The organism is Rhodopirellula sp. UH5 (assembly GCF_056839225.1).
Window position 1 is genome coordinate 7,241,979 of sequence record NZ_CM166390.1, and the last position, 20,028, is coordinate 7,262,006.

Genomic DNA, 20,028 nt, shown 5'->3' on the forward strand with positions numbered 1-20,028 from the left:
GACCGTATTTCTGAATCAACACTCATCACAACGGAAGCAATCCTCATGGCAGGAACCGAACGTCGTCGCGAAATTTCACGTCTGCGAGCCCGTCGCAAGAAAACCATCAACCTGTTGCAACGCGTGAAAGCCGGCACGATGGAAAAAACCGAAGCCGCTCGCAAGCTTCGTAAGTTGACCCCCGGTGCGGACGTCATTATCAAACGCGAAGGCCTTGCCTGATCGTTGTTTCGCCCGCGGTTTGAAGTTGCGAGCGTTCAAAAGTTGCGAACCGAACGCGACCTTGCCGCGTAGCAATCGCTCTTGAACCATTTCTTCCACGATAGAAGACGGGTACGACACTGATGGCAACAGCCACAACGGCGGACACGACGACCTCCCCCGAATCCACTGCGGGCGGTCGAAAACCCATGATCGAAGCGGTGGGGCTGAGTAAATTTTATGGCCCCTTCGCGGCCGCGCGCGATGTCACCTTCAATGTCGGTGAGGGTGAACTGGTGGCCTTTCTGGGCCCCAACGGTGCCGGGAAAAGCACGACGATGAAGATGTTGACCGGCTACATCGCTCCCAGCGAAGGCTTTGCTCGGATCGCCGGTCACAACATGATGGACGATCGCATCGCGGGCAGTCGTCGGCTGGGATACTTGCCCGAAAACGGGCCTCTGTATCCCGAGATGACGCCCAAAGGGATGCTGGAATTCTTCGCCGATGCTCGCGGTTTGTCACCTCGCATCAAGCGAGATCGGATCGACGCGGTGGTCGACATCTGTGACCTGTCGTCGGTGATGTACAAACCGATCAGCAAACTGTCCAAGGGTTTCAAGCAACGGGTCGGGATGAGCCAAGCTCTGCTGCACGAACCCGATGTGTTGATCATGGACGAACCCACCGCCGGTTTGGACCCCAACCAAATTCGCGGCGTCCGGAAAACGATGCGACGACTCAGCGAGACCAAAACGATCTTGCTCAGCACGCACATTCTGCAAGAAGTCGAGGCGATGGCCGATCGAGTTGTGATGATCAACGAAGGTCGCATGGTCTACGACGGTTCGGTCGAAGGTTTGCGAACGACCGGCAAAGGCGACCTGGACGAAGCGTTCCATCACTTGACCGGACAATCCGAATCCGAGCCTGACGAAAAGGCTTGAGTCTCGCACTCCGATTTGAGTTTGAAACCGAGTTCGACCTGAATTCGGTTTTGGCTCGGAACAGTGACGGCACCGAACATTCGATTCGCAGCCTGTTCTGATGCCGAGCAACGACACATTCTGACATTGATCTTCCGCGATCGAATGAGCGGCGAAAGCGTGAGGGGCCCGTCCCATCCTGTTTTCACCCGAGGCGTTTTCTTCGCGTCTCCGCTACGTTCGTTCCTGAACCCACACTCCAACCCCTGTTTTCCAGTACCACCATGGCGCTCAACAACGTCTCGATGGCCTTGATCAGCTTGCTCACGAAAGATGCAATCTTTCTGTTGATCTTGTTGATGATCGTTTCTGCATTGGCTCGCACCAAACAAGCCGCCTTCGCGGTGATGAAGCGAAACTTCATTGGCTATTTCAGCAACCCGACCGGATACGTCTTCCTCTGTATCTTCGTGTTCCTGACCTCGGTTGCCGCGTTCTGGCCTTACGAGTTCTTCAACTCGAACTTGGCCACGTTGGATCAGCTGAACTACTGGTTCCCCGTGATCATGCTGGTCTTCATCCCCGCGATCACGATGAGCATCTGGGCCGAGGAAAAACGGCAGGGCACTGACGAGTTGCTGCTGACATTGCCCGCCGATGACTTTGACATCGTGATCGGGAAGTACATGTCGGCCGCGGCAATTTTCACCTCCTCGCTGTTGTTCAGCCAACTCAGCACGTTCACCACGCTGGCGATCCTCACCGAAGGCAGTCTCGACACGGGACTGATCTTCACGACTTACTTGGGGTATTGGTTCGTCGGATTGGCAATGATCGCGATCGGCATGATCGCTTCGTTCTTGACCGGTAACCTGACGGTGGGCTTCATCCTCGGTGCGTTGTTCAATGCTCCGCTGGCATTCGCTTCGCTGGCCGACTCGGTCAGCCCCAGCCAACGTGTGGCGGAATGGGTTCGTGACAGCGGCATCGCTCGTCCGTTTGATGACTTCGGCCGCGGCGTGATCAGTTCTTCGTCGATCATCTACTTCATTCTGGTCGCTGCGGTGGCTTTGTACGTCTGCATGGTTTTGATCGGACGTCGTCACTGGACCGGTGGCAAAGACGGCAACTCGATGGCCTGGCACTATGTCGCTCGTTCATTGGCGCTCGTGTTGTTCACCGTTGGTGCGGTGATGCTGTTCCGCAGCAAAGACGTTGTGCGGGCGGACATGACCGAGGGCAAGGTCAGTTCCTTGGCCGATGCCACCAAGACTCTGATTCGTGAGCTCGACGACGATCGACCGATCGTGATCGACGCGTTCATCAGCAAAGAGGTCCCTGAACTGTATGCCAAGACTCGTTATGAGCTGGTCAATCTGCTGAAGGAATTTCGCAGTGAGGCGGCCAAGAACGGACGCACCATCGAAGTCAATTTGTATGACGGCATCGACTTGTTCAGTGAAGACGCGGCCCTGGCCGCAGATCGCTTTGGGATCGAACCGGTCACACGGATGTTCCGTGAGAAAGGGGCTTACACTCAAAAGCAATTGATCCTTGGTGCGGCGTTCCGTTCGGGGCTCGAGAAAGTCACCGTGCCGATCTTTGAATACGGCATCCCGGTGGAATACGAACTCGTTCGCAGTATCAACACCGTTGCTCGTGGCACTCGGAAACGACTGGGGATTGTCGCCACCGACGCTCGCTTGATGGGTGGCACGGTCATGAATGGCATGTCCATGCAGCGGATTGAAAAGCACCCGTTGATCGACGAACTTGCCAAGCAATACGACGTTGAAGAAGTCGACCTGTCCGGTCCGATCACGCCCGGCGTGTACGACGCCTTGGTGGCGGTTCAGCCTTCGTCGCTGGCACCCCAACAATTCGATCGTCTGACTGCCGCCATTCAAGCCGGTGTTCCCACAGCGATCTTCGAAGACCCGCGTCCCATTGGCGCTCAGTACGTCACTGCAACCGGCGATGCCAAGCAGGCACAGGGCGGCATGTTCGGTGGCGGTGGTGCTTCGCCCAAGGGTGACATTCGTCAATTGTGGGATGTGTTGGAACTCAATGTTCCTGGCCAACCTGGCATGCAAGGTCTGTTCAGCCCCGAGTTGGTTTGGCAGCAGCACAATCCCTACCCAAACCTCGACACGGCCAACGAACTTTGGTTGTTCATCGATGAGCAAGCGCGTGGGGTTCAGCCCGGCGAAGCGCTCAGTGACGACAGCCCGATCACCAGTGGTTTGCGTCAGGTGCTGGCCATTCTCGGCGGTGCGGTCTACGCCAAGAAAGACGCGACGCTCAAGCACACCGCGTTGCTTTCAACCGGACCTCTGTCAGGAACATTGCCATCGCAAGTGGTGGGGCAAGTCATGACGGGGCAAACGACGCTCGCGCAAGAGATTCAAGGCGTCAATCCAAACGTGCCGATCGCGATGGCGATTGAAGCGAACAAGTCAGCAGAAGGCAGTGACTCCGAAGCCGCTGGCATCAAGGCCGTTTACGTGGCTGACATGGACATCATCCTGCCGGAGTTCTTGCTCATTCGGGCGGATCCCGACCAAATCTCGGACATGCGGTTCCAATTCCAAAACGTGACGTTCGCACTGAACGTGATCGATTGGTTGACCGGTGACACGAGCTTCATCGATGTTCGAAATCACGAGCCCATCTACGCCAGCTTGCGAATGATTGACTCGGTCAAAGAAGAAGCGGCCAGCCTGGTACGCAAACGAAGCCGTGAATTCCAGACGCAGTACGATGAAACGATTCGTGAGGCTCAGGAAAAGAGTGACCAAGAAGTGCAAGCGTTGCGTGAGGAGATCGAGAAGCTGCAAGAGGATCGTGAGACCGGATCGGTTCCGCAGAGTGTTCTGCGTGAAAAGCTGACCGCGTTCCAGATCAAGCAAGCGAACCAGCAACGGATCTTGGATGTTCAGCAAGCTAAATTGCAAAACGAACGAGAGCAAAAGATCCAAGACGTTCGTCGCGAAGCGGAGCAAGAAGTCACCGCGATTCAGAATCAAGTCAAAACGGCCGCAGTGATTCTGCCCTGCATTCCGCCGTTGATCGTCGGCATCATGGTGTTCGCCTCACGTCGTTTGCGTGAACGCGAAAACATCAGCAAAAGCCGCCTGAAATAACTTCTCAATCAATCAAACAATTTCATAGAGACTGCAATCGTGAACGAAGGAAAGAAGACCGGAGCGTTTTGGGCTGCCGCGGCTGTCATGCTCGCCGTGGGATTGTTTGTGGCCTGGCCCACATCCACTCAAACGGAATCGCCTTACTCACCTGGGAAACCGCTCTTTGAAAAGTTCAAGGATCCGTTGACCGCCTCGAACTTGAAGATTGTCACGTTCGATGAGGAGCAGGGGCAATTGGGAACCTTCGAGGTTCGCCGCGATGCTGAATCAGGCGTTTGGACGATTCCCTCCCGCAAAGGCTATCCGGCCGATGCCGTGGAGCAGATGCGAGATGCTGCCAATGCCTTGGTGGGTTTGAATATCCTCGATGTTCAAACCGAGAACCAAGGCGACCATGCGGCGCTCGGCGTGGTCGAACCCAAGTTGGAAGACTTGCAGGTCGGCGACACCGGTGTGGGACGGTTGGTGACATTCAAAGACGAATCTCAGCAGACGCTTGCCTCGTTGATCATCGGGAACCCGGTCAAGAACGAAGAAGGCAAGATCTATGTTCGCAAGCCGGGGCAAGATCCGGTGTACGTCGTCAAAATGGACGACTCGGTTTTGTCGACCAAATTCCAAGACTGGATCGAAGACGACTTGCTGCAGATGAGCAGCATCGACATCAAAGAAGCGGTCGTCAAAGTTTATTCGGCTTCGATTTCCGGCCGAAGTGTGGCCTTGGAACGCAATTACACCGCGAAATTCGCGATGGACGGTGCCGAGTGGGCATTGAAAGAGTTGCTGGAATACAACTCCGACAACCCGCTGGCGGAACCCAAGTTGGTGGAGCAACCAGCGGACAAGGAGCTCAACACCACCAAGCTGAACGAAATGAAAAATGCACTCGACGATCTGAAGATCGTCGATGTCGTTCGCAAACCAGAAGGCATGAGTGCGAATCTTCGCGCTGACAAGGATTTGATTTCGGACAACGAAGCCGTTCAGTCGCTGTACACCCGCGGGTTCTTTCCTGTGGGATCCGGTGCTGAAGGTGAGTTTGAAGTCTTGTCCGCAAACGGTGAGTTGAACGTCACGGTGGATGAAGGGGTCGAATACGTGCTCCGATTCGGCGACGTCCAAGGTTTGTCTGATGACACCGAAGGCGAAGAAGAAGGAGACGCAGGCGGTGTGAATCGTTACTTGCTGGTCACCGCTCGAGTCAACGAAGACCAATTCCCCGCTCCTGACTTGCAGCCCGTTCCTCAGACGATCGAAGAGCTTGCCGCCATGTTGGGCGTCGGGGAAGAAGAAGCCGAGGAAGCCGCTGAAGAGCCTGCTGCCGCCGAAGCCGAAATGAAAGAAGAACCAGCCGAGGCTCCTGCGGAAGAAGCAGCCGAGGAGGCTGCCGTTGGGGAAGATCAGCCCGAAGCGGCCGAAGAAGAGATGAAAGAAGTCGAAACCGAATCAGCGGAAACGGAAGAGACGTCCGCTGAACCGACCGAGGAAGCGGAACCCGCCGCCGATGAGGCCGACGTGACGGAAGAAGTGGAGGTTTCGGGTGAGGGCGAAGCATCCGGCGAAGGCCAAGGTGCAATCGCACAAGACGAAGATGATTCCACCGACGAGCCTTCCGCAGAATCCGACTCGCAAACCGAACAAGCAGCCTCCGCGGAAGAAGCGACTGAGGAAGCGGATGCCGACGAAGAAATGGCTCTCCAGTCCGCTGGTGACGATGCTGCCGAGGCACCGGTTGTTGAAGCACCGGAAGAAGAGCAAAGCGACGAGTTGACGTTTGCTGAGCTGACCGACGAAGAGAAGCAAGAACGCTTGGAAGCGGAGCAAGAGAAAATCTTGAAAGCCAACACTCGTTTGTTGGATGAACGAAAAGATCGTCTGAACGCTGCCAAACGTCGTGTCGCCGACTTGAACGCTCGTTTCGCGGATTGGTACTACATCATTCCAGAAGCGACCTATCGTCAGTTGCGAATCAACCGCGACGAATTGTTCGTCGAGCCAGGGGCGAACGACGCGGCTCCTGCTGGACCTCCCGGGGGCTTGCCACCGGGAATGCAATTGCCAGCCGGATTTGGCAACTGAGCGAGGGTTCGCGGCATGAACTGCAGCACGGCGGTCCCCGCCGTGATTCGAGGCTGTGTCGTTTTACTTCACCCTCCCTTTTTTGAGGGCGTGCCGTTTTTGAATGCTGTGTCAGCAGCGTCTTGAGAACCCCGCCCGACGAAGAAGGTCGTGCAGTTTTATTTCACCCTCCTTTTGGGAGGGTCGGCCCGCTTCGGGCCGGGGAGGGTGACGCGCTGGATTCAATGCTGAGCGCTCCCCTCGCTTCGCTCGACCCTCCCAGGAGGAGGGTGATGATAAACTTCTGGCAATACAAGACTCAAAAAGTGCACGACCTCCGAAGTTGGGAGGTGTCGGAACGCGAGCATTCAGCGAGCTTTCCGGGGGAGGGCAGTCCGCGCCGCTTCCCATGCCCGGCCCCCTCCCTCGCGTACGCCTGAACGGCGTCGTTTGACCTCCCCCAAAACTTTGTTTCGGGGGAGAGGTTCTTAAATGCAGAAGCCCGCCAAAACGCGGCACCAGAAAACTGCACGGGCTCATTCTCGGTGGGGGACCATCGAGCTACAGGATCTCGGTTGGATCGAAGATCACGTGTTTGATCTTCTTGCGTTTCCAGGTGTAGGTGATGTGCAGTTTGCCGTCTTCGGCTTGGATGATCGCGGGATAGCTGAATTCGCCTTTGGATTCATTTTCCAAGACTGCTACCTTGCGATAGTTCTCCCCATCGGTGCTGACGGAAAGCGTGAGCTGACTGCGTCCGCCCCAGCCGTTTTCTTTGGATGGCAGTGGGTTGCTGATCAGCCAGTGCCGGCCGTCTTTTGCCGTGACCACATCGATGCCTGAGTTTGGGTTGGGCATGCCCGTTGACACAGGCTTGGTCCAAGTCCGTCCGTTGTCGTCCGAGTCCGCTTGAACGATCACGCTTTGCATCGTTCGGCAGAGAGCCCGCAAGTTGCCGTTGGGCAACCGCAGGATCGTCGGCTGAATCGCGGCGAATTCCTTGCCGTCGTGAATGGCTTCTTCACGGTCCCAGTGCGATTGCGAAACGGCCTCTGGGTTGGCGTTGCCATTCAGCGTCAAGCGTTCGAAGTGGACTCGCCATCCGTCGTATTCGGTGGAGCTGCCACACAGCAGCGTTTTGCCGTCATCGACCAATTCAGGTTTGCATCGGATCGGGCCGAGCACGCCTTCCGGAAGTCGCGTGCGATCGCGGAAGGTCTTGCCACCGTCATCGCTGAACAGAACTTCCCCCCACCAATCCTTTGGGCTGGGGCCGACCTTGATGAACAACCAAGTGACACCGGATGGGGCTTGGAAAAGAACTGGGTTCCAACATGGCTGACGCGAACCATCCGTCTGAACACCGTCGGCTACTTTTCGCGGGGCGGACCAAGACATGCCATCGTGATCGCTGACCCAGATCGAAACGTCCTTGGCCCCTTCTCGTTCCCCACCGAACCAAGCCGCCACCAATCCATCGGGCGTTTGGCAGATGGTCGACGCATGGCACGATGGAAACGGTGCTTCGTCGTAGATGAATTGTTGTGTCACAACGCCCGGGGGCAGGTCTTGGTTGGGCGTGGTGTCTTGGGCAGAGGCGGTCATCGTCACGCACGTTGCGAGAGCAAATGGCTGAAACCAGCGTAAGAATTTCATGGGGCGATCCGGTGGGAGAGTTGAGGTGGGAATTCGAATCGCAATTTTATAGCTGAACCAGCTTTGCCAGGTTGGCTCTTGGGCGTTGTCTTGGCACTGGAGGAGGGGGCTGTGGTAGTTTGTGAGGACCTTTGAAGACACCTGTTCAGTAATTCAGCCCTGGAACTGTCTGATGGTTCTGAATCCTTACGCCCCAACAACTGACTCGCCTGAACGCTGTGTTCCGGTTGCGACGCCGCCACGGTCCAGGTGGTTGCAAGGGTGGTCGATTTGGCATTTGACGCTGATTGCTGTGTCCGTCGCTGGAGCGGAATATGACATCGAATCGATCTTGGTCTCCGGCGGCGTTTTTGCATTGTCCGGAATTGCTTTGGCGGTGATTGCCTTTCGTCGCGGCAATCTGGTGGCCATCTTCTTCGGACTTTCATCGCTCGCGTTTGCGATTTCGGTGGTGGTGTTGATCAACGTGATGGCTTGGAATCCGGCGGACGCTGATCGCCCAGTGTGCCTGCTGATATGGGGGTATGCGTTGGGCTCGGTCGCATTGGCTTGGGCGGGCATCCGACAGGAAAACAATCAAGCCAAGGTGGTTCTTGCGAACAACGAATGACTCGAGTCGGTGCTGTTTTGGGTGGCCGGTTGGCATCCCGATTGCTCGGCCCCCGGCGATGAAGTTGTGTCTCGGATGACTTGGCCCCCTGACGTTCTGTGACCTTGGTTGCAAATGAGTGAAAGGGGGCTTCATAAGGCAACCAATGTCGGTTGCAATGTTGTCTGACAATCGACGGACGTTTGGGGTGGCTGCTCGGTTGCAGTCATCTGCTTTCGTCGTCGGCAAGATTTTCCCACCTCCATTGAATGAGCTTCTGGAATGCTTTCTCACCTCCGATTCGCCCGTCCCTGTTTCGTTGCCGATTTGCCCGGTCGGGTGGTCGCAACGCTGATCTGTGTTGGGCTGATGTCCGTCTCAGCGATGGCGGAAACGAATGTCCAAACGGTGCTGCGTGGATTGGTCAATCCATCCAGCGTGAGCTTCAGTGCCGAAGGCGAGTTGACGGTTTGTGATGCTCGCGGATTGGTCGTGGTTTTGAAGGACGACCAACCTGTGAACTACGTCACTGGATTCGACACCGAACACTGGAAGTCCAACGACGAGGGCAAGAAGTGGTATGCCGTTGGACCACTGTCCGCAATCTGGTCTGGTTCGACGTTGGTCGTGACCGATGCCGGTAAGGTCGATGGCGAAGAAACATTGTTGTTCTTCGATGGAAAAGGCAAAGCCGACGCTGGTGTGAAGACCAACTCGGTGCCAGCCACCACGGACGATGCGGCCGACAAAGGCGAAGGCAACTTGACCGGCATGAGTTTGAGCCCAGACGGTTCGACCGTTTACGTTTGCGGGCAAGGCTTCGACGGAAAGTCGTGGGTGCTGGCGGGCGACATTGCATCGAAGCAATTGAAGCCGTTGTTGTCGGCCGACGACAATGGCATCGAAACCAATTCGCCAATGCAGACCGTGGTTGGGGATGACAACACGTTGTACGTCCTGTATTCCGGCGCGGGTGGAAAGGCGGATGGTTTGATTGTCCGTTGGGATTTGGCCACCAAGAAACCAAGCGGCCAATGGACGTTGCCCGGCGTCATCAACCCGATGGGAATGGCTCTCGTCGAAGGCGACAAGTTCGCCGTGGTCGAGAACAATTGGTCGCTCGATCAAACCAACGAAGGTCGAGTCTTAATGGCAACGTTGGGAGAACCCGGCGAAGCGGCAATCGAAGAGACGGGTGTTTCGCTCAACGGCCCCGTCGCATGTGGGTTCGGGCCAGACAACCGTTTGTACGTGTCGCAATTGGGCGAAGAGTTTGACAAACCCGTCGGTTCGGTCGTCGCGATCAGCGGTTTGAAGGACTGAGGGCTGAGTCACTCCGGCCAAGCGTCTTGAGCCTCGACGACGAGGTAACGCCGATCGACCGCTAGTTGTTCGAGCGTTTGACGTTCGCCGTTTGGCCAGGTGATCTGCACGTCCACGGGATCACTGATCCCGGCGAGTCCCAAGTGCACGACGGGTTCGTTGCGACAAGCGAACCCGTCACCCGTGTTGAGGCTCGCGACCGCTGGCTTGTCGGCACCGATGATTTCGACGCGAGTTCCGATCGCTGATCGTTCACTGCTTGTCGCCACCAATGAGAGCTGAACCCAGTGATGGTCGTTTTCGGTTTGGTTCTCAAGCAAAGCCAGTGGATCATGCAGGTCTGACAGCAACGCATCCAGGCGGCCGTCGCGGTTGTGATCGCAGCGGGTCAAGCTACGCCCGATGTGAGGCGTGTCCCAGTATCCGCCCAGCGTCGACTTCATGTCAGCTTGTTCAAAGTGGTCGCCCAAGTTGACCAGGACCTGGGTTTCCATTTGAAGGGGCAACTGTTGATGCGTCAGGTCTTCGATGTGGCCGTTGCCGATGACCAGATCGACCCAACCATTGTTGTCGTAATCGATGCCTTGGACTCCAAAGCCAACCTGGTGGTCGCTGAATCGATCCAGCCCAAACGCGATCGCCACATCACGGTACATTCCCGGACGAACTTGTTGATACAGGTTCAGCCATTCGTCGTACCAGTTCGCGACGACCATGTCTTGCGTTCCGTTGCGGTCGAAGTCCGCGGCGCCGACGCCCATGCAAGCGGTTGTTTTGCCTTGGGAACTGGTCGCCAGTCCGATTGTTTCAGCGTATTGCAACAACTTCACCTTCGACCCATTCCGACTGATCTTCCAGAACTGGTTGGGGCGAGAATCGTTGGCAACAAAGCACTCCAGGCCCGGTTGCCCGTCCAGTTCGCCAGCGATCAGGCCGAGGCCAGGAAAGGCGTCATCGCCCAATTTGGGAAGCAGGTTCTTCGGTGTGTGGGCATGGGGACCAGAAGCCTTGGGTGGGACTGGGGTGTTCGGTGAGTTCTGCTCGGGAGCCTCGCGATTCAGATCAACGATGGCGTCTCGCCGGAGGATCACCTGCCGAGCCAGACCTAGGGAATCGCTGAGCCAAAGTTGATCGTTTGCTGCATGGAAATGGTTGGGACCGGGCAGGTTGGTGGGAAGACCGAGTGAATTGACTTCGACCGGTTCAAAAACACGTGGGTCGTCGGCGTAGTTGATTTCGATCAAATCGGGCGAACCGTTGCCGTCCATGTCCGCCATCGCCAGCGACGCGGTGAATTTTTCGGAGCTCCATCCAACCCGATCCGTCGCGTCGACGAACGTTCCGTCACCTTGGTTGAGGAACAATCGGTTCTGGCCCACGTTCGCGATGGCCAGATCCTCCCATCCATCTTGGTTCCAATCGCCCGCCGTCAATCCAACGCCGTATCCACGGTCATCCGCTGCTGCCGACGACGTCACGTCGGCGTAGACCGGTGATCCGTTGTCGCGGGCCGTTCCACGAAACAAGTGATTCGGGCGAGTCCCAGAGGACAGGGGCGGGTCGCCAGAGGCCTGGTTGATGTAAAAGTCAATTTGCCCATCGCGGTCGTAGTCCAAGGCAGCGGTGCCCGGCCCCAGTGATTCGTGCAACCGCATGAGTTTCAGAACACGTTCGGGGCGATTGTAAAAGACCGCGTTGAGTCCAACCGACGCGGCCACATCGACCAAACGCGGCGGCGTGAATGGGGGATCAGTGAACGGCGTCGTTTGCGGCTTGGTGGTGGAAGAGATGGCTTTCGGTGTCGACCGCAACCAAGCCAAATCGGGTTTGGAATAGCGGTCGACAGAAACGCCAGCCAGCTGACGTTTGAGGCGATCTTCCTTGGCCAGCGATTTCCACTCGGCACAGTCCTGTTTGACTTCGTCAGCACTCCCCCACTGTCCGGGATGCCGTTTGGCAATGGCCTTTCGCCATTCGCAGGCTTGATCCATTTCGCCCAGACGAAGCAAGTCCTCCACCAGAAACTTGCCCGCCCGCAGGTCATCGGGTTGTCCGGCACCGACCGCCACATAGGCTTCGCGAGGTCCAGCCAGCAGGTACCGGCGTTCGTCGACCGCTTCCGCGGCGCTGACTCGGCCGGCTTGCAACAATGCCGCAGCCAGCAGTTCGTGAGCACGATCCGACGTGGGGTCCAGACGCATCGCTTCCACGAAAGCACCGATGGCGTCGTCGGTGGATTGCTCAAACAAAGCTTGGGCACCCACCGCCATCCAAAACGACGGGAAGTCGCGGAGATTGCCTGGCAGTGAAGAATTGGAATTCGCGTCACCGATCGTCGCTCGCATTTGTGGGAACGATTGCAAATCGGCGTAGGCATAGGCGAGCAAGGCATGGGCCTGCATGCTCGGTTGTTGCTTGATCACCGACTGCAGCGTTTCGATCGCTTCTCGTGTGCGTCGTTCGATCAACGACGTCCAGGCTGAGTTGAGGTCTGAGCTGGCCGGTGCATCCGGTGAGTCGACGGCCACGCCTTGCGTTCGCAGTCGTTCGCGTTCGACCTCCGCGGCGAATTCCTCACGCGTCTTGGGAGGTCGAGTGATGTAGAGAAGTTGCCTCAATTGGTCTTCGGTGGCTGCAGACTGCTTCACCAGGATTCGCAGTTGTTCACCTGCTTCGATTCGACGACCGACGTGTTGCAAATCAGCCGCCAATTGAGAGCGGATCTGGTTGGCAAATGGATCGTTGGCCACGCTGGGTTTGGCCAACAACGCCTGCCAGACTTGGATCGCTTCTTGATTTCGCCCGACCTGACGCAAAAACTCGCCCCGTTGGCCCAAGGCCGCGATTCCAAATTTCGCGTCGTTGTCTGGGACATTGGCAAGCATCTCGATCGCGGAGTCCAGGTTGCCTGTTTCTGCCTGCACGCGTGCCATCAAAAACAAACCCGCCGGGTGATCGGGTTTGGCAACCAACAGATCTTTCAAGAATCGATTGGCGTCGGACCAATTCCTCAGCGTCACCGCCTTTTCCGCTGACACAAGCAATTCGCGTGCGTCGGGGGCCTGGGCATTGGAGGCTTCAACCGAGGTTTCCATTTTCGGCACAATGTGCGCCGGTTCCTTTTCGCGGCAGCCACACGTTCCACCGAGCAGCAAACCGGACAGGAGAATGCCGGTGTGCAAACGGCGGGCGGCAATTGCCTCTTGAAAGAATGGTTTGGATTGCAAGGTGAGTCCGCTTAGAAGTTGTTACAAGGTTCGGGCGTCCATCATAGTGAAATCAGCAGGGCAACGACTGGATGAGGCGGGCTGAAAATTGCTACGTGTTGGAGAAGGCGACGTCGACCAAGCGACGCTTAAGCAGGTCGGCAGGTGTCATCGGGTATATGAGCCGCTTGGCGTTAGCCACGGTTCCCACGCACAACCGGGGCTAACGCCCAAACGGCTCACTGATTGAGACCCAATCATTCCTGCGTACCTGCTTAGAAGGCAAATGCGTTCTCGATCGTTCGAGACGCACGATGGCTCAGTGAAAGTCGCGTCGGGGGACCCGCAGCCCGGTGGCCTTTTCGCTGAGGTCTTCTACTCGGCCGACGATGACGTGAATGATGCCTTTTTTGTTTTCCAGTTTGCCATCGACGATCCAGGCATCGCTGGCTCGCGCGATCTTGAAGAATCGCTTCCAAACCTGAGCGAACAAGACCAAGTTCATCGATCCGGTCTCGTCTTCCAGCGTCACAAACGTGATGCCCTTGGCGGTGCCCGGTCGTTGACGCATCAAGACGAGGCCGGCGACGCGAACGTGCACGCCGTCTCGGAGTTTGGGTAAGTCCGAGGCACGCTTGCAACGCAGCGCATCCAGGTCATCCCGCCAAAATGAGACCGGGTGGGCTTTCAGGCTCAAACCTGTTGTCGCGTAGTCGTTCTTGACCTCCTCGGCCGGTGACATGGGGATCAATTCTTCTGGGACGCTGCAATCCGGATCCAGATCGGCCAGCAGCGGCATCGAGTCGCCCGAGTCATCTTGAGCGAGCGATTGCCAAACCGCGGCTCGGCGGTCTTGCGCGATCGAGGCGAGCGCATCGGCATCCGCCAGTGTCGCGATGTTTGATCGGGATAAATTGGCTCGCGTGGTCAAGTCGTGCAGGTTCTCAAACGGTCCACCCGCATCCCGGGCACCCAAGATCTTGTCCGCGACAGCTGAGGGAAGCCCACGAATCATTCGCAGGCCCAGCCGGATTTTGGGCTGAGATCGGTTGAGATCAGGAATCAGCTTTGTGCGAAGGTCGCTGTCGTTGACGTCCACGGGCAGGACTTGCACACCGTGTTGCTGGGCATCGCGAATGAGCTGAGCCGGGGCGTAAAAACCCATCGGTTGGCTGTCCAGCAACGCCGCACAAAACGCAGCCGGGTAGTGTCGCTTCAAGTAGCACGAGGCGTAAACCAACAGTGCAAACGATGCGGCGTGTGATTCAGGGAACCCGTATTCGCCAAAGCCGCGGATTTGGCGGAACACGTTCTCCGCGAATTCACCATTGAGCCCATTCGCGTTCATTCCTTCGAGCAGCTTGGTGCGGAAACGGTCGATCACACCGGGGCGTCGCCATGCCGCCATGGCTCGCCGCAATTGATCGGCTTCCCCGGGAGTGAAACCAGCGGCAACAACGGCCAACTTCATCGCTTGTTCTTGAAAGATCGGAACGCCAAGCGTTTTCTCGAGCACCTTGCGAATCGCATCGTTGGGATACTTCGCCTCCGCCGGATTTTCGCGAGCCGCCAAGAACGGATGGACCATGTTGCCTTGGATCGGGCCCGGCCGAACGATCGCGACTTCGATCACCAGGTCGTAGTAGCAACGCGGTTTGAGTCGCGGAAGCATGCTCATCTGAGCCCGACTTTCGATTTGGAACACACCCATCGTGTCGGCGGCACAAATCATGTCGTAAGTCGGTTTGTCATCCGGTGGGATCGTCGACAGTGACAGCTCACGGTCGTGATGGTCCTTGACCAATTCAAAGCAACGCCGAATCGCGGAGAGCATCCCGAGCGCCAAAATGTCGACTTTCAGGATGCCAATGTCATCGAGATCATCTTTGTTCCACTGGATCACGCTGCGACCTGGCATCGCTGCGTTTTCGGTCACGCACAGCTCGCATAAACTGCCGGCGGTCATCACCATCCCGCCGACATGTTGGGACAGGTGCCGCGGGAATCCAATCAGAGTTTCCGTCAGGTACAGGAATCGACGTCCCAAGGGCGTGTCGGGATCCAGCCCCGCGTCGCGGCATCGTTCAGGCAGCTCTGGATTGCGTCCGTAGCTGCCCGCCAACTTGGCAACCGCATCGATGATGTCGGGAGAAATGGACAGAGCCTTGCCGACTTCACGAATTGCACTTTTGGCGCGGTAACACGTGACGACGGCGGTCATCCCGGCTCGATCGCGACCGTATTTTTCGTACAGGTACTGCAACACCTCTTCGCGACGTTGGTGTTCGAAGTCCACGTCGATGTCAGGGGCCTCTCCACGTTCACGGCTGATGAAACGCTCAAACAAGAGATCCGTGTGCGTTGGATCGACCGCGGTGATCCCGAGGCAGTAACACACGACCGAATTCGCGGCTGACCCGCGGCCTTGGCAGAGGATTTCTTGGGAGCGTGCAAACCGGACCAGGTCCCAGACGGTCAAGAAGTAGGCTTCGTAGTTCAGTTCCTCGATCAGGGTGACTTCATGGCGAAGCGTCTCAATGATTTTCTCCGGTACACCGCCTGGCCAGCGACCGCGGGCGCCTTCCCAAGTCAGGCGTTTGAGATGCTCGATCGGCGTCATCCCCTGCGGTGCGAGTTCCACCGGGTATTCGTATTTCAATTGGTCGAGTGTGAACGTGCATCGCCCAGCAACCTCCACGGTCCGCGCCACCGCGTCAGGGACGTCGCGGTAGAGTTCGGCGATCTCGTCGAGCGAACGCAGGTGGTGCTGGCTGTTGACGAGTCGTTCGGATTGAATTTGTTCGACCGATTTGCCTTTCGAAATGGCGACCACGCAGTCATGCAGCGCCATGCGTTCGGCGGTGTGGTAACGCACGTCACCGCAGGCCAGCAGCGGCACGTCGGTGGCCAGCGAAAGGTCTCGCAGCCAGGTGGCTTTGGCCGCGTCGTCGACTCCCCGGTGAAACGACACCAGCAGGTGACCACGGTCATCGAATACATCGCGAAATGGACCACGAAGGAATTGCCGGGAATCGTTGACGTGCGCGTGATGGTCTTCGATCGATCTTGATTCGTCGGTGGCGATGACGCCGGCAAGGATTCCTTGCGAGTGTTCCGCGATGTCGGCAAACGACAATTCGCAGCGGCCTTTTTCGCATCGCATGCGGCCCTTGGAAAGCATCCGGCACATCCGTCCGTACGCGTCCCGGTCGCTCGGCCACAGCACCATTGGCGGCGCGTCGGTCGGGTGGACTTGCGTGCCGACGATGTACTGCAGCCCCAGTTCTTGGGCCGGGGAAAAGCCGCGGACGACGCCGGCGATCGATTCTCGGTCGGTGATGGCCAGCCCTTCGTAGCCCAGTTCGGCGGCACGTTGGACCAATTCGTCCGGGTGAGACGCCCCGTCCAGAAAACTGAAGTTGCTCCGGCAGTGAAGTTCGACGTAACGCATAGCGTGACAATTGTCGCGGATGTGGCATGATTTGCCCACTGGCAAGAGTCGCGGACGAAGCCGACCGATTTCCCATCGTCGATTTTGGTTTCGGGGGCTAAACTGCTCGCATGAATTCTCCAGCCTCTGAATCGACCGTTTGCAGCGAAACGCCTGCCGAAGCCAACTCGACCGTTCCGTATGAATGGGATGAGCTGTCGCTGGGGAATGTGCGAATTGGCTTCCCCGTCGTCCAGGCGGCGCTGTCTGGGTACAGCGATTTGCCGATGCGCGTGATCGCCAGGCGGCACAGCGCCAGCTACACGATTTGCGAAGTGATGCTGGATCAGTTCCTGCTGTCGCTGACCAAACGCGAAAAGACGCGGCACTTCCTGGACATTGCGGATGAGGAGCATCCGGTCGGCGGGCAATTGATGGGGGCCGAACCCGAGCAGTTTTCCGCGGGAGCGTTGAAGTTGGTCGAGGCCGGCTTTGACGTCATCGATGTGAACTTCGGATGCCCTGTTAAAAAGGTGCTGGGCCGTTGCCGTGGTGGATTCCATCTGTCGCAGCCCGCCGTCGCGATCGAGATTCTGCGTCGGACTCGGGACGTGGTGCCGGATCACATTCCTGTGACGGTCAAAATGCGACGTGGCATGGATGACACGTCGGAATCACGCGAGCAGTTTTTTGAGATTCTGGACGGAGCGATCGACGCTGGGTTGGCTGGCGTGACCGTGCATGGCCGAACGGTGGTTCAACGTTACGTTGGTCCCAGTCGCTGGGCGTTTCTGAAGGAAGTCAAGCAGCACGTGGGGGACCGCTTGAAGGTGCTCGGCAGTGGCGACCTGTTTGCTGCCAAAGATGGCTTGGAAATGATGCGTCAAACGGGGATCGACGGTGTCACGATCGCTCGTGGAGCCATTGGCAACCCGTGGATCTTTACACAATCGCGAGCCTTGGCCGCTGGTGAGCCGTTGCCCGCGCCGCCCACCATCGCGGAACAAGCTGCTGTGATGCGAGAGCATTTCGCGTTGTGCGAGGAGACTTACACGCTCCAGCGAGCACCGTTGTTGATGCGGAAATTCTGCATCAAGTATTCGCAGAGTCATCCGAATTATCGGGACGTCCGGATGGCGTTCATTCGTTTGCGATCACGGGAAGAATTCGAAGCCGCGCTGGAACAGCACTATTCCACCGATGGCCCCGGCCAATATGTCCCGCGAGAACTGCACGGTTCGCAAGAGGAGTGCTGAATTGTCGCCAATCCGTAAGTACCACGTGAACGACAAGTGACGTAGCGGAAGGACGCGAGCCCTCCGGTTCCTCACCGGGCGGCTTGCGCCGCACCGCTAAGCAGGTCGGCAGGAATGATCGGGCATCATCATGTGAGCCGTTTGGGCGTTAGCCCCGGTTGTACGTGGGAGCAACGACGCTTACCGAAACAGTCCAAATGCCGAAAGACTCCTGCCGACCTGCTTAACATCGTCACTTGTTGCTCACGCGTTCCGACGCCAGGGTCCCCGGAAGCAGGGGGCGAACAGTTGTCTCTAACTGGTTGCGTGTTTGGTTAAAGGCGTTTCAGCGTGATTTCTCCAGTCCGATATTTGCCGGCGAATTGCCCTGCCAGGTGGAACCTGGCCTACGATGGATCGGGTAGACGCGTTTCTCGATCCGACGCGAGAGCATTGTCGAGGGTGTCGGAAATTGTTGCCCGCACGTCATCTTGGAAGGGAGCGGAAGACTCGTCATCTTAGAGGTGCGAATGCTTGGCGTTCGATTCTGAATTTTGACCACCCTGCTCCTTCGACCCCACGACGAAATCCATGTCTTACGACGCGCGCATTGATGAACTGAAACTCGAGTTGCCACCTGCTCCCAAGCCGATGGGCGTTTACAAGCCGATTGTCCAAGTTGGCAACATGGTTTACTTGTCGGGTCACGGTCCCTTGAAAAGCGACAAAACGCTGATCACCGGTCGTCTCGGTTTGGACATGGACGTGGAAGTTGGTTACGACGCCGCTCGCCAAACCGGTTTGGGCATGCTCGCCACGCTCCGCGAACACCTCGGATCGCTCGACAAGGTTTCGCGATTGGTCAAGTTGTTGGGGTTGGTGCGGTGCACCGACTCGTTTGAAGATCAACCTGCTGTGATCAATGGATGCAGCGAATTGTTTCGCGATGTGTTTGGCGAAGAGGTGGGCGTGGCCGCTCGCAGTGCCATCGGGACCAATGCGTTGCCAGGCGGAATCGCAGTGGAAATCGAAGCGATTTTCGAAGTGAAGGCGTGATTCGGGGGATTTGCCCGAATTGCATAGTCCTGGTTTCACCCGAATTTCCAAGACGCGGCGGTGAGTCGTCGCTAGGATTCGGCCATGAACAACACCACGGAACCTGAATCGTCGCCCGCTCCACAACCCATCCGCAATCGAAAAATCACCGGGATGTCGGCCATTTTGTTGCCGATCGCACCCGGTGGCAAGATTGATTGGGATGGGTTTGAATCCCACGTCGTGGCGACGCTGGACGCGGGGCTGACACCGGCCGTCAACATGGACACCGGTTACGCGAATTTGATTTCGGATGAAATTCGTGAAGAAGCCCTGTCGCTGACCGCCGCGATCGCCAAGGATCGCGCTTACCTGGGCGGGGTGTTTGTCGGCGACCACGAGGGAGACGACTTCAATGGGGAAGCGTATCGCCGTGGAATCGAGCAAGTCCAACGTCACAACGGGACGCCGATCCTGTTTCAATCCTTTGGGCTGACCTGGGGCGATGACGATTCCATCTTTGACGCCTATGCGAAGCTGGCGTCCGAATGTGAGCAGTTCTACGCCTTTGAGCTGGGAACCATGTTCGCTCCGTTTGGCAAAATCTACTCGTTGTCGCTGTATGAGCGATTGATGGGGATCGGCAACTGCTTGGGAGCCAAGCATTCGTCGCTGGATCGAATTTTGGAATGGCAACGTTTGGAATTGCGGGATCGTGTTCGGCCGGACTTCAAGGTGTTGACCGGCAATGACTTGGCCATCGACATGGTGATGTACGGCAGTGATTACCTGCTGGGGTTGTCCACGTTTTGTCCCGCGGAGTTCGCGATTCGCGATGCGATGTGGCAAAACGACGACCCGCGGTTTTACGGACTGAACGATTTGTTGCAGTACCTCGGCGCGTTTGCGTTTCGTGCCCCGGTGCCCGCCTACAAGCACTCTGCCGCGATGTTCCTGCATTCACGCGGCAAGATCGCGAGCAGTCAGACTTATCCCGGCAGCCCGGAGCGCCCGGCCAGCGATCAAGCGATCTTGGACCTGATTTCGCAGGATCTCGCCGCGTACTTGTGAACTTCGAACTGAATGGCGGAAGGACGCGGGCCCTGCGGTGAAGCACCGGGCGGCTTGCGCCACTCCGCTAAAACGAATTGATCGCCCCACGGCTCAAAGTCGGCTGGAACGACCGCCGCTAAGATCCGGCACCCTTCTCACTTTTTCTCGAT

At 57.4% G+C, this 20,028-nt stretch carries 12 protein-coding genes; 9 read left to right on the plus strand and 3 right to left on the minus strand.

Features of this window, described 5'->3' with window-relative positions:
- Positions 1-45: 45 nt before the first annotated feature.
- The 4 genes from UH5x_RS25965 to UH5x_RS25980 all read left to right on the plus strand — a co-directional run bounded on the left by UH5x_RS25965 (position 46) and on the right by UH5x_RS25980 (position 6,352).
- Positions 46-222, plus strand: a complete 177-nt coding sequence (locus UH5x_RS25965; protein WP_173442657.1) for a DUF6800 family protein — start codon at positions 46-48, stop codon at positions 220-222.
- Between the two features lie 122 nt (positions 223-344).
- Positions 345-1,148 (plus strand): ABC transporter ATP-binding protein, encoded by an 804-nt coding sequence (locus UH5x_RS25970; RefSeq protein ID WP_047814663.1) that lies wholly within the window; start codon positions 345-347, stop codon positions 1,146-1,148.
- A 263-nt stretch (positions 1,149-1,411) separates the two neighbouring features.
- A complete protein-coding gene (locus UH5x_RS25975) occupies positions 1,412-4,270 on the plus strand; it encodes a Gldg family protein (RefSeq protein WP_047814664.1) in 2,859 nt (952 codons plus the stop codon).
- Between the two features lie 39 nt (positions 4,271-4,309).
- On the plus strand, positions 4,310-6,352 hold the full coding sequence (locus UH5x_RS25980; RefSeq protein ID WP_482634160.1) for a DUF4340 domain-containing protein: 2,043 nt from the start codon (positions 4,310-4,312) through the stop codon (positions 6,350-6,352).
- A 540-nt stretch (positions 6,353-6,892) separates the two neighbouring features.
- Here UH5x_RS25980 and UH5x_RS25985 read toward each other — a convergent pair.
- Positions 6,893-7,987, minus strand: coding sequence for a sialidase family protein (locus UH5x_RS25985; RefSeq protein WP_482634161.1), 1,095 nt, complete (start codon positions 7,985-7,987; stop codon positions 6,893-6,895).
- 172 nt (positions 7,988-8,159) lie between these two features.
- Here UH5x_RS25985 and UH5x_RS25990 point away from each other — a divergent pair, with 172 nt between their 5' ends.
- On the plus strand, positions 8,160-8,597 hold the full coding sequence (locus UH5x_RS25990) for a hypothetical protein (RefSeq protein WP_150122578.1): 438 nt from the start codon (positions 8,160-8,162) through the stop codon (positions 8,595-8,597).
- Between the two features lie 261 nt (positions 8,598-8,858).
- The gene (locus UH5x_RS25995; RefSeq protein WP_482634162.1) at positions 8,859-9,899 is read left to right on the plus strand and encodes a hypothetical protein; all 1,041 of its coding nucleotides are present in this window, start codon (positions 8,859-8,861) and stop codon (positions 9,897-9,899) included.
- 8 nt (positions 9,900-9,907) lie between these two features.
- Here UH5x_RS25995 and UH5x_RS26000 read toward each other — a convergent pair whose 3' ends face one another.
- Both UH5x_RS26000 and UH5x_RS26005 read right to left on the minus strand, forming a co-directional pair.
- Positions 9,908-13,126 (minus strand): CRTAC1 family protein, encoded by a 3,219-nt coding sequence (locus UH5x_RS26000; protein WP_482634163.1) that lies wholly within the window; start codon positions 13,124-13,126, stop codon positions 9,908-9,910.
- Between the two features lie 298 nt (positions 13,127-13,424).
- On the minus strand, positions 13,425-16,595 hold the full coding sequence (locus UH5x_RS26005; RefSeq protein ID WP_482634164.1) for an error-prone DNA polymerase: 3,171 nt from the start codon (positions 16,593-16,595) through the stop codon (positions 13,425-13,427).
- 71 nt (positions 16,596-16,666) lie between these two features.
- Here UH5x_RS26005 and UH5x_RS26010 point away from each other — a divergent pair, with 71 nt between their 5' ends.
- The 3 genes from UH5x_RS26010 (at position 16,667) to UH5x_RS26020 (ending at position 19,876) form a co-directional block, all read left to right on the plus strand.
- Positions 16,667-17,791, plus strand: coding sequence for a tRNA dihydrouridine synthase (locus UH5x_RS26010; RefSeq protein WP_482634165.1), 1,125 nt, complete (start codon positions 16,667-16,669; stop codon positions 17,789-17,791).
- A gap of 570 nt (positions 17,792-18,361) precedes the next feature.
- Entirely contained in the window at positions 18,362-18,826 is a 465-nt protein-coding gene (locus UH5x_RS26015) for a RidA family protein (RefSeq protein ID WP_047817555.1), read from the plus strand.
- 84 nt (positions 18,827-18,910) lie between these two features.
- Complete coding sequence (locus tag UH5x_RS26020) at positions 18,911-19,876, plus strand: dihydrodipicolinate synthase family protein (protein ID WP_482634166.1); 966 nt, start codon at positions 18,911-18,913, stop codon at positions 19,874-19,876.
- The last annotated feature ends 152 nt before the right edge of the window (positions 19,877-20,028 follow it).